Below are 14,624 nucleotides of genomic sequence, written 5' to 3'. Positions count from 1 at the left end.
CAAATCTTCTTAAATATAAAGGCGCATAGTTTAAACTACTCAAGCTATTTTTTCGCGGTTAATTTTTGCTAATTTACGCCATAGGTATTCAAGCGGGCCTTGCTTAAAATAACGGCAATAAATAGCTGTAAATATAAGCTGTACAATCACTAAGCTAATGGCGAGCAGCCAATAATCGAGTCGATTAAAACTAAGCGTCCACTGCGGAAAAAACACTTTAAACAATAATAACTGCATAATGGTTTGGCTTATATATAAAGTAAAAGCTAAACGTCCAACTTGTTGGATAAGCCTCCCTATGTAGGCGCTGTTGTCGCAAAGTTTAACAATTAAATGAATATAAAGCAGTGCAACACATAAGGCAGCAAGTTCATTAACAGGCTCTTGTAACGCATAACCAATACCTTGTTCATATGACTCTAACACTAATCGTAAGCTAGTCAGCAACACACTTAACACTGTAAATTTAATTAGCCCCGACCTGCTAAATCCATCACTAAACACATTACATTTGTAGGCAACAATACCAATTAGCATAAACCCAGCACTAGCCCACAATAATAAAATTGGCACAGCCAGCAACATATAGGCGCTCATTGTTATATTTTGGCTAAAGTGAGCACCAATACTTTGGTAATAACTATTATATATCTGGTAAAACTCGGGAGAATCCCTATAGAGTGGTTCCTCATTAAGCCCTAACATAAACATTGCTGTGGCAAGTAAAGCGATAAAAGTAAAAAAGGCCGCTTTGTTTTTAAGCTCTTCGTCCGTGTAATCTAAATAGCGTAATACCAGTAATGCTGACACCCCATATAAAAACAAAATGTCACCCGCCCACAGTAACAACCCATGTATTAAGCCAAACACAATCAGCCAATGTAATCGTTTTTTTAGTGGCTCAGTGCATTGGTATCGCTGATACTGAATATAAAGACCAGCACCAAATAATAACGTAAATAATGTGCGAAACCGCCCTTCAACAAATATAAGGCTTAAGGTGTGTAAAAAATTATCGCTAGCTGGAGGCGTGGTAAGTGGAGTGTAATTGAGTTCAAAAATTGCAAAGGAATAGCAGTTAATAAATACCAGGCCAAGTACTGCTATGCCCCTTATAAAGTCCATATTATAATTGCGCAAAGCATGAATTCCCTAAATATTATCTTTATAGCTATCGGCCCATTGTACCGCTTGTTTGTATAATTTTGGTAAAAAAGCACTGTCTAAATTAATCAGTAATACCGCTTTCTCAAGCGCCCACCAGCTTCCTGTTTCGTAGGCTTTGACTGTTTCAAGGATATAATATAAGTTATTTTTTTCACCAGTTAACGCTGCTTTTATATCTTCCGGGAATGGAAGTTTATCAACCAGCAAGTCCATTGGCTTGTCTAAAATAGCATCGAGCAGTGAAAAAAGCCCCGTTAAAAATGCTTCACCTTGAACCTGCTTAGCAACTTTTGCGGCTATTAATTCACAAAACCGTGCGCGAATAACGCACATCTGCATGAGCTCTATAGGCTTAGAGCGAGCTGTATGGGCAGTGACAATTAAGTTAACAAACTTTTTTAAACGTGCTTGGCCGAGGTAAACTAACGCTTGTTTTAACGACGAAATTTGGCTTTGTAGCGGAAACACACCGCTATTTAATAAACGCAGTAACTTGTAAGCCAATGCCGCATCAAGCTCAAATAAACCGGTGATCACTTTAACATCAGGATCTGGCTTCATTACTTCTGAGTAAATGGCGATCACTAGGCCGTAATTATAGTGCATATCTTTTTGTTCTATCATCACTGGGCGCGCAAAATAATAACCTTGAAAATAATCAAAGCCCATTTTACGGGCCAATTTATATTCTTCAACGGTTTCTATTTTTTCGGCTAGTAGTTTAATATTTTTGTATTTTTTAAGCTTATTCACCACCAGCGGAATTTCAGCAAGTGGAGTAAGGCGAATATCAAATTTAATTAAGTTGACCAGCTTTAAAAAGCGCTCCCACTGCGGCTTATAAACAAAATCATCAAGGGCTAATTTGTAGTTACTGTGGAATAGTTTACGACATAGCTCGTAGGTATCGTCGGTGGGCTCTATGGTCTCAAGTAATTCAATAACCACATCTTTACAAGGTAAAAAATCACACAAATCAAGTTTTAACGACTCAGGGCCAATATTGATCAATGCTTTTTTACCCGAGGTAATGTGACGAGTACCTAGGTTAAGCTGGTTTTCCATGATAAGCCTCGCCGTTGCTTGGCCATCAGACACACCAGGAAAGCAATTTTCAGGACTATCGCGAAATAGCAGTTCATAAGCAACTACATTTTGATTCCTATTTAGTATTGCTTGCCTTGCCACAAATACAGACACATTACCTACTTTATATTATTTCCACCAGACTAAGTAATTAAAGCGTAAACAAGAAGGGATGTCACTGAACTTTATAAAACTTTTTAATATAAGTATGTTATATAATCAGTTACCACACTATCCCAACTAAATCGTGCATCAGCAGCTCGCCTTTTTATTGCTTGCCATTGCTTAGGGTTTGTTTGATATAGGCTAAGTGCCTCAGTTAAACTCTGCAAGAGTGCATTAGCTTGTGTACTTAGCGTATCGCCGTTAAAACAAAATCCACTGACATTATGCTCTACGGTATCTTTTAAACCTCCGACACTGTGCACTAAGCAAGGTTGGCCGGCTCGCATTGCGAGCATCTGGCTAATTCCACAGGGCTCAAAAGAACTCGGCATTAAAAATAAATCACCTAATTGATACATTAAATCGCCAACACCTTGCCCATAGCCTTTTAAAAACAAAAAGTTGTTATTACGTGCCATGGCGTAGGTAAAAAGGTGTTCAAGTTTACTATCACCAGAGCCAAGCACAAGTAAACGCCCCTTAAATTGATTAATGATCTGACACACTGAATCAATAGTCAGGTCTTTGCTTTGTTGCTGGCAAAGTAACAATACTTTTTGATCAGTGAGCCGCCCTACACTTGTTACAAGTGGCCCTTGCTTATCACACGCCATAAATTGTAAAACACGCTGATGGGCGATGTAGTGGCTGCTGTGTAATTGCGCGCTTTTTGCCATCCAACTAAACAAAGTCGATTCTATTTGCTCTAATAGCTTACTATAAGTTGCTTCATGTTCGTCTTGAATTGCGTAATCACAGCCGTTGAGTATGCCAATTAATTTGCCTTGCTCAGCCGCTTGCTGTAAATCTCGTTCAAGCCCTTCGCCACCAAAGAATCCGTGGGCGTCATTACTTGCTATTTGCACTTCTTGGCTATAACTCGGTGAAACCACATGTACTTTGTCGGCTAAATTAATGGCACTGCGCATAGGGTTAAAGCAATGCGGATAACGAGGGTCGCATAATCGTTGCCCGTCGTAACTTAACGAGGGAAACCATGCTTTTAAGCTTGAATCATCCCCTTTAAAAGGACGAATTCCCTGCAAAGCTAAATTGTGCACCGTATATACCAAGCGCAGCTTAGCAAGCTTGCCATAACGAGGATTAAATTTAAGTAACACGGCCACACAGGCACTATGCCAATCATGCAAATGTAACGTGTTGGGTTGTGTTAATACCCCTTGTAAAAGCGCTTCACAAATAGCGGCATTAAACAGTGCAAACTTGGTTGCATCGGTAGCAAATGGTCTATTATCGTTGTCGTTACAATACACACTCAATGATTGACTAAAAAGAGGATGACTTATCACTATTTGCCTCACCCCTTTTTGATTCTGTGGAATTTCAAACAAAGATAAAACGTGGGTCTGTGACTTAAATGCCACACTCACTTCACCAATAAAACAGCGCTCACCTAGTTCAAAACCATAATCAGGAATAACCACATCTACCGTCAGCCCCTGCGCCACTAACGCCTTTGGTAAATCACGAATAACATCAGCAACACCACCAACTTTGGCATTAGGTAACGCATCATTCTCTGCAGCAACCATTAATATATGCATTAATTTACTCTTATAGTTTGCTGCAAGGCTTTCGCCTTGCTCTTTTAATTATTGATTTAACTTTGTCAGCATCTCACGGGTTACCAAAACAATTCCCTTTTTAGATACTCTAAAGCCATTGGCTTCGTCAGATTGGCGATCATAACCAATTTCTAGTCCAGGTGGTATCTCACAGCTTCTATCAATAATGGCACGTTTTATTTTACACCCACGGTTAACTATAACACCGGGTAAAACCACCGACTCTTCAATAGTACAATATGAGCGAATATGTACATTCGAAAACAGTAATGACTTTCTTACTAATGAGCCTGAAATAATACAGCCACCGGATACGGTTGAATCAACAGCCATACCCCGGCGATCGTCATCATCAAAAATAAACTTAGCTGGAGGAAGCTGCTCTTGGTATGTCCAAATTGGCCAAGTAGGGTCGTACAAATCCAATTGAGGCTCAGGCATAACCAGTTCCATATTAGCTTCCCAAAATGAATCTAAGGTCCCTACATCGCGCCAATAAGGTTGCCCTACTTGTGCGGGATCTCTAAACGGATAAGCAAACACATTATGTTCTTCAATAATGGCTGGAATAATGTCATGGCCAAAGTCACGCCCTGAGCCCTCTGTTTGCGCATCTTTTTGTAGCTGCTCAAATAAAAACTCAGTATTAAATACATAATTTCCCATTGACGCTAAACACGTACCAGGTTTACCAGGTACAGAGCTTGGTTCAGCTGGTTTTTCATCGAATCGTCGCACTCGGTTTTCTTGATCAACTGTCATTACGCCAAAGGTACCCGCTGCTTCTTCAACCGCGACTTCTAAACAGCATACGGTCATATCAGCACCATTTTCGACGTGCTTTGCTAACAAACCGCCGTAATCCATACGATATACATGATCGCCTGACAAAATCATTACATATTTAGGTAATTCATGGCGAATAATATCCATATTTTGAAATACCGCATCGGCAGTACCGCAATACCATTCTTCACCATGGCGCTGTGACGCAGGTAATATTTCAACTGACTCACCTAATTCCTTTTTAAAATGCCCCCATGCACGATTTACATGGCGTATTAGCGAATGAGATTTATACTGCGTTGCAATTCCGACACGTCTTACACCTGAGTTAATGCAATTTGATAGTGGAAAATCAATAATACGATGTTTACCACCAAAATAAACGGCGGGTTTAGCACGCCAGTCGGTTAGCTCATGCAAGCGAGAACCGCGACCTCCGGCAAGAATTAAAGCGTAGGTTTCTCTGGTTAAATTACTTATATAACGATTTGCATAACTGGGCATATTACTCTCTCCGTTTAGTGTCAGCTGTTAGTGTCAGTGTTTGTTTTTACTGTTTGGTGTGTGGTATCAAGTGGAGTTAAATGCCATATATCATCACAATATTGACTAATTGTTCTGTCACTAGAAAATGAGCCACTGGCGGCAGTATTTAAAATACTCATTTGAGTCCAGTATGTTTGATCTGCATAGGCTTTATCAACATCACGTTGCGCAGCTATATAGCTGGCAAAGTCATGGGCGGTTAACCAAGGATCGTTGTTACTTTTAATACCATTAATCACGTCGTCAAATAAGCCAGGTTCAAATAGATTGAAATGGCCACTTTCGAGTAAATGCATCACACTATTCAAATCAGGGTTATTCGCAATTATTTCACTAGGGTTATAATGCGCTTTTATGTCGTCAATGTGCTCAGCTTGTGCGCCAAATAAGAAGAAGTTCTCAGCCCCAACAGCGTCACGTATTTCAATATTAGCGCCATCTAGGGTGCCTATTGTTAGCGCGCCATTCATCATAAACTTCATGTTGCCGGTACCTGAGGCCTCTTTGCCCGCGGTTGATACTTGCTCCGATAAGTCCGTTGCAGGGCAAATGGTTTCCATGGCGGTTACATTATAATTAGGTAAAAACGCGACTCTTAGAAAAGCAGATACCTGTGGGTCTTTATTGATCACCTCAGCAACATTATTAATCAGCTTAATGATTTTTTTAGCCACCATGTAACCCGGTGCTGCTTTACCACCTAATAAAACGCAGCGAGGCACCATGCCTTGTGTGTCGCCACGGCGTATGCGGTCATATAAATGAATAACGTGTAAAATGTTAAGTAACTGACGTTTATATTCGTGAATACGTTTTACCTGCACATCAAACAGCATGTTAATATCAAACTCTACGCCACATCTTTGTTTTACTAAATCAACTAAGCGTTGTTTGTTTTGTTGTTTTGCTTGTTGCCAATTTATATGAAACTGGGGGTCATCGTAGTAACGACGTAATTGGCTAATTTGTGCAAAATCACCTATCCAGTCTTTACCTATTTTTTCGCTAATGATCTGGCTTAAACTCGGATTGCAGTATGCAAGCCAGCGCCGTGGAGTAACACCATTGGTTTTGTTGTTAAATTTGTCAGGCCATAGCGCATAAAAATCTTTAAACAAACCCGCGGTTAATAACTGCGTGTGTAGTGCTGCCACACCATTAACAGAATAGCTGCCGACAATGGCTAAAAAGGCCATACGTATTTGCGGCTCGCCCCCTTCTTCAATTAATGATAAATCCCGTTGTTTTTGCACATCACCTGGCCAATGCATGGCCACCTCGGCTAAAAAGCGGGCATTAATTTCATAAATAATCTCTAAAATACGCGGTAATAATTTAGCAAATAACGATACCGACCACTTCTCTAATGCCTCTGGTAGTAAGGTATGATTTGTGTAAGCCATGGTTTTGGTGGTGATATTCCATGCCTGATCCCAATCCAGTTCATGGTCATCAACTAAAATTCGCATCAGCTCGGCAACCGCAATACTTGGGTGGGTATCGTTAAGCTGAAACACATGATGCTGAGCAAATTCAGTAAAATCATTACCGTATTGTTCAATCCATTGTGTAAGTACATCTTGAATACTTGCCGATGATAAAAAGTATTGTTGACGTAATCTCAGCTCTTTACCATTTTCACTGCTGTCGTTAGGGTACAACACCATGGTTATTTGCTCAGCGAGATTTTTTTGTGCTACCGCTTCAGAATAACTTCCGGCATTAAATTCTGTTAAGTTAAATTCGTCCGTTGCTTCAGACTTCCAAAGTCTAAGGGTATTAACAATATTATTTTTATAGCCTGGAATAGGTACATCATAAGGCACTGCTAATACATCTTGAGAACTGATCCATTGGCGATGCTCACGGCCAAATTTATCGGTGTAGCTTTGTACATAACCAAAAAACTTAACCAGTTTAGCTTGCTCCGGTGCGCTTAATTCCCAAGGATGACCTTCTCGTAACCAGTTATCTGGTTGCTCAACCTGATTACCCTCTTTTATTGACTGATTAAACATGCCATATTCATAACGAATACCATAACCGACCACTGGCAGCGCTAAACTGGCACAGCTATCTAAAAAGCAAGCCGCTAGTCGCCCTAAGCCGCCATTGCCTAAACCGGCATCATGCTCAGCTTGTTCCACACTTTCAAGCTCAGTACAGTAAGCTTGCAGTGCCTTTGTAACTTGTGATTCTAAATCTAGATTTAATACCGCATTACCCAGCGCTCTGCCCATTAAAAACTCTAACGATAAATAGGCTGTTTTACGGCGTTTTTGTTGTTTTATTTGTTGATTGGTTTCCCTGCAGCGTGCCACTAATCGGTCTCTGATCGTCAGTGCTAATGCATGATACAAATACAACTGTGACTCGCCCACCACATCACGTCCTAAGGTGTAATAAAAGTGCCGTGTTAAATCATCACTTAAAGTACTTTTGTCTATCACTGGGCCTGCTTGCCAGCCTTTTACTACACACACTTGCTCGTCTTGCTTAGTCATAATCATCGCCTTCTAAATTGGCACTAAAAACCCAACTACTTTGTGCTGAAATATTCACGGTTGCATCTTCTTGAATAACAGATGATGCGTTATTTACACTTGATAACACTAACGTCCATGGCGCGATAATGGGCGATTGTGGTAATTGGCAGACCACAGGCTGTTTACTAGCATTAAGAATAATTAATAACGCATGCTTATTTTGCTTATCAAGTAAGCTATACATTAAAAATTGACGTGTATCTTCATGCCAATGTGTTTCATCCATTTTTTTACCTTGCTCGGTAAACCATTTAACGGTGAAGCGCTCATCAATATCATCCAAAAACACACTGTGTTTAAATGCACTGTGACCACGCCTGATTTTTAGCGCATCATCAATAAACTGAATCAATGAATGATTCAGTTGTGAGTCTTTCCAAGCAAGCCAGCTGGTGCGATTATTTTGACAATAAGCGTTATTATTACCGCCTTGCGAGTGCGCCATCTCACTGCCAGCGGCTATCATTGGCACGCCTTTGGAGAGTAATAAGGTGAGTAGAAAGTTTTTTTGCTGTTGTAAGCGCAAACTCATTACTTCTGAGTCGCTGGTAAATCCCTCAACCCCGCAGTTAAACGAATAATTAGCGCTATGACCATCTTGGTTGTTTTCACCGTTGGCCTGGTTATGTTTTTGCTCATAACTGACTAAGTCGGCTAACGTAAACCCATCATGGCTGGTAATAAAGTTAATGCTATTTAGCGGGCCTCGGTTACTGTGTTCAAAAATATCAAACGAGCCATGTAAACGCTTTGCGACATCACTAATAATGCCTTTTTCACTTTGCCAAAAGCGTTTAATCACATCACGATATTGATCGTTCCACTCTCGCCAAGGTGAAGGAAATGCACCAAGCTGATAACCACCAGGGCCTATATCCCACGGCTCACTGATCAGTTTAACTTTATTTAACACAGGATCTTGGGCAATTGCTTGTAAAAAGGTGTGAGACGCACTAAAGCCCGTATTTGAACGCGCTAAAATGGTGGCTAAATCAAATCGAAAGCCATCAACGCCCATAACTTCAACCCAGTAACGTAAGCTGTCGAGTACCAATTGTAAGGTTTTAGGGTGATCGATATTTAACGTATTGCCACACCCTGTATCATTAATATAAACATTGGGTTGCCCGTCAATGGTGCGATAATATGTTAGGTTGTCGAGCCCTCGCAGAGATAAAATAGGGCCATCATTTCCTCCCTCTGCGGTGTGGTTGTATACCACATCCAAAATAACTTCAATATTGGCGCGGTGTAACTCGCTCACCATTTGTTTAAATTCGTTTATATCGTCATTAACCAAATAGTCTTTATGAGGAGTGAAAAAGTTAAGACTATTATAGCCCCAGTAATTTTGCAGTCCTTTAGCGGTTAAAAACTGCTCACTTATAAAAGCATGCACAGGCAAAAGTTCAATAGCTGTTACCCCTAAACTTTTTAAATGATCAATAAAACTGGGATGACTCAAACCTAAAAATGTCCCTTGTAGTGCTTTAGGGATATCAGGATGGCGACAGGTGGCACCTTTAACATGGCACTCATAAATAACGGTATTGGCCCAACTATGCTGTGGCTTTGTTTGTGTATAAGCTACCGACGCAGTCACTTTTGATTTAGGCATATCTATCGCATTATTAACCACACTTTTAGTGCCAATGGGCATTTGCCCATAATGTCGTTCGCTCCAAGTAAATTCGTTAAACAAGTCTTTTGCATACGGATCAATCAGTAATTTATGTTCATTAAACAACATGCCTTTTTCTGGGCTGTATTCGCCATCAACCCTAAAGCCATACAATGCGCCTGTGCTTAATGGGGCTATGTGAATGCTCCATACGCCGCCTTCATTAATATTCATGGCTATTTTTAATATTTCTGTATGGCCGCTTTTATCAAATAAGCACACAAAAGCCTGGCTTGCATTAGGGGCATACAAGGCAAAGTTAACGCCTTGGTTTTGTACACTCGAACCCAGTGGCAAAGGCGCACCCTGAGTAACCTCAAAGCAATTACTCATCATTCACCTTTTCTAAGTAAAGTGTGGTTAAGCCACCAATATTAACTGTAATACTGTGATCAAACCCATGACTTGGCTGAACGACTGAGTGGATAAGCTGGTTTTTATCCTCTGTGACACGATAACCTGAGCCAAAAAAGCAAACCTCATCGGTATTTAAAACCACTTTATATGTGCCCTTCGCTGGCACACCTAAGGTGTAGTGTTGATAAGCCGTTGGTGTAAAGTTAGCGACAATAACCATAAAGTGGTCAGCATTTTTAGCATAACGAATAAAGCTAAACATACTCTGCTGGCTGTTATTATTATCTATCCATGAAAAGCCCGTTGCACAGCTATCAAGCTCATATAAAGATGGATGCGCTTGATACACTTGATTAAGACGTTTAACCGTATGCTGAATACCTTGATGGCTTTGATGCTCAAGCAAGTGCCAGTCTAGTGAATGGTCATGATCCCACTCTTTACGCTGTGCTATTTCGGCGCCCATAAACAGTAATTTTTTGCCTGGATGTGCCCACATAAACGCATAATAAGCACGCAAGTTTGCAAACTGCTGCCAATCGTCACCGGGCATTTTGTTTAGTAGTGATCCCTTTCCATGCACCACTTCATCATGACTGAGCGGTAAAATGTAATTTTCACTAAATGCATACACCATAGAAAATGTCATTTTATGATGGTGATGTTTTCTAAATAACGGATCTTGCTGCATATAATCTAAGCTGTCATTCATCCAGCCCATATTCCATTTATAACCAAAACCTAAGCCATTGTGTTCAACACTTTGCGTGACCCCAGGCCAAGCCGTTGACTCCTCGGCAACCATCATAATGCCGGGGTTATTTTTATAACTGCGTAAGTTCACTTGTTTTAGGCACTCTATAGCCCCTAAGTTTTCTCGACCGCCATAACAATTAGCTACCCACTGTCCTTCTTTACGACTGTAATCAAGATAAAGCATCGACGCCACCGCATCCACACGTAGTCCGTCTATGCCAAATTGGCTAAGCCAATACATCGCATTAGAAATTAAAAAGCTTTTTACTTCAGGGCGGTCATAATTATAAATATAGGTGTTCCAATCAGGATGAAACCCTTGGCGCATATCAGCGTGTTCGTATAAATGGGTGCCATCAAAGCAATGTAAGCCATGCGGATCGCTTGGAAAGTGCCCAGGGACCCAATCAAGTAATATGCCTATATTAGCTTTATGGCATTGTTCAACTAAGTATTTAAAGCTGTTGTAATCACCAAAGCGGCTCGTAGGTGCAAACAGCCCTACTGGCTGATAACCCCAAGAGCCATCAAACGGGTATTCACTTATCGGCATAAGTTGTAAATGCGTGAACCCCATTTCAATCACGTAGCCTACAAGCTTATCTGCAAGCTCGGTGTAGCTTAAGTAACGGTTATGCTCAGCGCGTTGCCAAGAGCCTAAGTGCACTTCATAAATACTAATAGCGGCATCAATATGATTACGCTTTTGGCGATTTATAATCGCTTGTTCACTTAGCAAAATAGGCGCTGGTTTGTACTGTAATATACTGGCAGTACCCGGTGCTTGCTGCATTTTAAACGCAAAAGGATCGGCTTTATCTAAGACCTCGCCACTGAGCGTAGTAATAGCAAATTTGTAGCACATGTCTGCACTTAAATCCGGGATAAATAATTCCCATACCCCACTGGCCGGATGAAATCGCATAAAATGGCGATTCGCTTGCCAAAAATTAAACTCACCAATAACCGATACACTGGCGGCATTAGGCGCCCACACACAAAAACGAACACCATCTACCCCTTGTTGTGTAGTAAATTGCGCACCTAGGTGAGTATAAGCATGCTCAAGGCTACCTTCGTTAAACAAGTACATAGCTTGTTCATCCAATGTACTGCTGAAGCTGTATTCATCGTAAAATGTAACATCGCTATTTTCATAACTAACCTGGCATTGGTAAACACTGCTAGGCATGCTTGATAACTCAGCGATAAATAAATCACTGTGTTTATAGCGTAACGCGCTAATAACTTGACCATCAATTAACAGTTCGACGCGTAATGCCGCTGGCAAATACACGCGTATTTCAGTGCCACTTTGGATGTTGTGCGCGCCTAAAAAACTAAACGGGTCTTTAAATCGCCCTGCAGTTAAAGCGTTTACCTGTGCGTCATAATCAACTAATTGCGTTGATACCCTATTTTTAGTACTGCCCATTTACGCATTCCTTATTGAATGTATTGCAGCCAAAAGAGCAGCATTATCTTTAAAAATATCGTCGCACGTATGTGTGAGTACCCGTCGCCAATTAGGATACTCTTTGTCGGTGCCAGGAATATTGACTGGGTAGTGTTGCTTGTCTAAATCATCAAGCTGTAATGCAAATAAACGAGACGGCGATTTAGCTAAACATACAGCCAAAGCGCTATAAACGTCAAAAGCATCCGTGTTAAGTGACAAGGAAGTGTTTTGCGGATTTAAAAAGCGTAATAGCCGGTGCTGCTCTTGCTCTCGCTGCTGAACTAACTGCTGATACTCATCAGTATCAATCAGCCCATACTGCTGTTTAATTTTTAAATCGCTATGCTGCCACCAGCCCACAAATGGCGGTACATCATGATTGGCTATCATCAGCAGGCATTGCTCGCTAAGGTCATCGCTATTTACAAATTCATCATTTTGTTGTTTTTCAAAATAAAATAAGCTGTTTGAGAAAATGCCACTATCAACCAGTGCCTCTTTTACCTCCGGTGGAACAACCCCTAAATCTTCGCCTATTACTATGGCCTGATTAAGATGAGATTCAATTTTTAAAATTGCTAATAAATGCTCAAATGGGTAATACACATAACAGCCATCTTGGGTATTATTGTTTATGAAACACCACCACAAACGCCTAATCGCCATTACATGGTCGATTCGTAACCCGCCTGCTGCATCCATATTGGCGCGTATGAGTGAGCGATAAAACTGATAGTTATTGTCAGCAAGGCGCTGCGGGTTTATTGCTGGCAGCCCCCAATTTTGGCCGTTAGGTGCCCAAGGATCTGGTGGTGCGCCAAGGGTTGCATCTTGACTAAATAATCCCTGCTGGTATTTAAATTCAGTGCCCTCATTAGCACAACCCACCGCTAAATCATTAATTAAACCAATCGCCATCCCTTGCTCAATACAATGCTGTTGGCATAGCGCGAGTTGGCTGTGTGCTTGCCATTGGAGGTAATATTCAAATGTGGGCTCTGTGGTTTCTAACATAGCAAGTAGATCACAGTACTGTTTACAAAACGCACTAAATTCGTTTTGCCGTGTTTGACTGCCCTGTTGTTGAAAATGCTTAAAAAGCAGCTTAAAAGCAGCATATTTGCTCTCAGTAACCGTTCTATAATCAATAAACGCTACATTTTGGTCGCTGTATTTGCTTGAGGTATTAGCAGATAACAACTCAGTTAAATCCGGATTGTTAAAGCTGTCTGGCGATAAATTAATTGCGATATATAGCGGATTGAGTAAGGCACGATTGTTTGGGTTGTAGGGGCTGGCGCACTCAGGGTTATCTGCAAACAATAAGTGCAATGGGTTAAGTAAAATATAGTCCATATTTTGCTTTGCACATAAGGTTGCCAACTCAAGTAAATCACTAAAATCGCCAATCCCGAGTCCGGCTTTATTTTTTAATGTATATAACTGAATTGATAAGCCAAAGCGTTTTTTATCCGCTATTTGGTAGGCTTGTTCAGGGGTCGACCAAATTTGTGTTTTAGCAGATTGCTCACCCATCGTTAATAACGCATCATAATAGCCGGTTGGTAAATGCGTCAGTGGTAGCGCTATTTCTATATAACGACACCCATTTACAAAGTACTCACCTAATGCTGCATACTGAGCAATGTGTTCAAATTGCAGCTTTATATTTAATGCTGCCACAGTTAATGTAATTTTATGATGCGTATCAGCTTCATTAACACGCACCTTTAGCACATTACTAGCCTGATCTATTATGCTAACAGCAGGTGCGAGTGTTAACCATGTAGCCGCATCCAATTGATAATTTAACTGGGTTATTTGCGCCGTATCACGTGTGTCAACGCCACAGCAGTGCAAAGCAGATTTACGGGTGTCTTCGCTAAATATAACGTGTTCACCCGTATACTTAGTGTATTCGTAACCAATACCATGCAAATAAAACAATTGCGATAGTGCGTCCATTCAGCGACCTTAATTAATGCGTTGTGTATTTACTATACTATTTTCTGTACCAAAATTATTAGCAATATACCCATCAGCCTGATGATCGTTATCCCACTGTTTACCATTTATTAAATAGCGAAAATGAAACTCTTTATCAACGGGAAGACGTTGCTTGCATTTAAATACGCCAAGCTTTTTGTTGTGCTTCATTGGCACCGGCTGCCAATCATTAAATTCTCCAAGTAAACAGACATCATCTGCATCTGGGTGAGAAAATTCAAAGGTTACTTCTGCTTCATTTTTTGTTTTAAAAAAGCGTTTATTCAACATAATAGGCTCCAACTAAACCATAAGGGTTATTCATCTTTGCCACAGGCCAAACAGCTTAAAAAGGCGATGTGGAATCCATTCATTCACATAAAAACAGCTTTAAAGTTAATCAAAACTTTATTTACGCATTATTACAGTGCGTTATTTATTTTATCGCACTGATTTGGTGCAATTTTAACCATTAAAACTGATTTTTAAGTAAACACTGCAAC

The 14,624-nt window shown here is 40.6% G+C and carries 9 protein-coding genes; all 9 read right to left on the bottom strand.

The window, feature by feature from the left end; all coding sequences use genetic code 11:
* Positions 1-39 precede the first annotated feature (39 nt).
* Entirely contained in the window at positions 40-1,125 is a 1,086-nt protein-coding gene (locus BG00_RS16470; protein WP_036983966.1) for a DUF418 domain-containing protein, read from the bottom strand.
* A 27-nt stretch (positions 1,126-1,152) separates the two neighbouring features.
* Complete coding sequence (locus tag BG00_RS16465) at positions 1,153-2,367, bottom strand: EAL and HDOD domain-containing protein (protein WP_036983965.1); 1,215 nt, start codon at positions 2,365-2,367, stop codon at positions 1,153-1,155.
* Between the two features lie 83 nt (positions 2,368-2,450).
* A complete protein-coding gene (locus BG00_RS16460) occupies positions 2,451-3,983 on the bottom strand; it encodes a glycogen synthase (protein ID WP_036983964.1) in 1,533 nt (510 codons plus the stop codon).
* A gap of 48 nt (positions 3,984-4,031) precedes the next feature.
* Entirely contained in the window at positions 4,032-5,294 is a 1,263-nt protein-coding gene (gene glgC, locus BG00_RS16455; RefSeq protein WP_036983963.1) for a glucose-1-phosphate adenylyltransferase, read from the bottom strand.
* Between the two features lie 20 nt (positions 5,295-5,314).
* Positions 5,315-7,840, bottom strand: coding sequence for a glycogen/starch/alpha-glucan phosphorylase (locus BG00_RS16450; protein ID WP_036983962.1), 2,526 nt, complete (start codon positions 7,838-7,840; stop codon positions 5,315-5,317).
* Positions 7,833-9,896, bottom strand: a complete 2,064-nt coding sequence (glgX, locus tag BG00_RS16445) for a glycogen debranching protein GlgX (protein ID WP_051498261.1) — start codon at positions 9,894-9,896, stop codon at positions 7,833-7,835. The genes BG00_RS16450 and glgX overlap by 8 nt, the downstream gene beginning before the upstream one ends.
* A complete protein-coding gene (gene glgB, locus BG00_RS16440) occupies positions 9,889-12,111 on the bottom strand; it encodes a 1,4-alpha-glucan branching protein GlgB (protein WP_036983960.1) in 2,223 nt (740 codons plus the stop codon). Before glgB ends, glgX begins: the two co-directional genes overlap by 8 nt.
* Complete coding sequence (gene malQ / locus BG00_RS16435) at positions 12,112-14,100, bottom strand: 4-alpha-glucanotransferase (protein ID WP_036983958.1); 1,989 nt, start codon at positions 14,098-14,100, stop codon at positions 12,112-12,114.
* 9 nt (positions 14,101-14,109) lie between these two features.
* Positions 14,110-14,412, bottom strand: coding sequence for an isoamylase early set domain-containing protein (locus tag BG00_RS16430; RefSeq protein ID WP_013463235.1), 303 nt, complete (start codon positions 14,410-14,412; stop codon positions 14,110-14,112).
* Between the last annotated feature and the right edge of the window lie 212 nt (positions 14,413-14,624).

The organism is Pseudoalteromonas sp. SCSIO_11900, from assembly GCF_000576475.1.
In the GTDB taxonomy this organism is placed as follows: Bacteria; Pseudomonadota; Gammaproteobacteria; order Enterobacterales; family Alteromonadaceae; genus Pseudoalteromonas; species Pseudoalteromonas tetraodonis.
Note: the sequence above shows the minus strand (reverse complement) of the source record. Positions and strands in the feature narration are given on the sequence as shown.

Coding starts and splice junctions, on each gene's coding strand:
- BG00_RS16450 (WP_036983962.1), bottom strand. CDS start 7,840: ATGACTAAGCAAGACGAGCAAGTGTGTGTAGTAAAAGGCTGGCAAGCA.
- malQ (WP_036983958.1), bottom strand. CDS start 14,100: ATGGACGCACTATCGCAATTGTTTTATTTGCATGGTATTGGTTACGAA.
- glgB (WP_036983960.1), bottom strand. CDS start 12,111: ATGGGCAGTACTAAAAATAGGGTATCAACGCAATTAGTTGATTATGAC.
- BG00_RS16460 (WP_036983964.1), bottom strand. CDS start 3,983: ATGCATATATTAATGGTTGCTGCAGAGAATGATGCGTTACCTAATGCC.
- BG00_RS16470 (WP_036983966.1), bottom strand. CDS start 1,125: ATGGACTTTATAAGGGGCATAGCAGTACTTGGCCTGGTATTTATTAAC.
- BG00_RS16430 (WP_013463235.1), bottom strand. CDS start 14,412: ATGTTGAATAAACGCTTTTTTAAAACAAAAAATGAAGCAGAAGTAACC.
- glgC (WP_036983963.1), bottom strand. CDS start 5,294: ATGCCCAGTTATGCAAATCGTTATATAAGTAATTTAACCAGAGAAACC.
- glgX (WP_051498261.1), bottom strand. CDS start 9,896: ATGAGTAATTGCTTTGAGGTTACTCAGGGTGCGCCTTTGCCACTGGGT.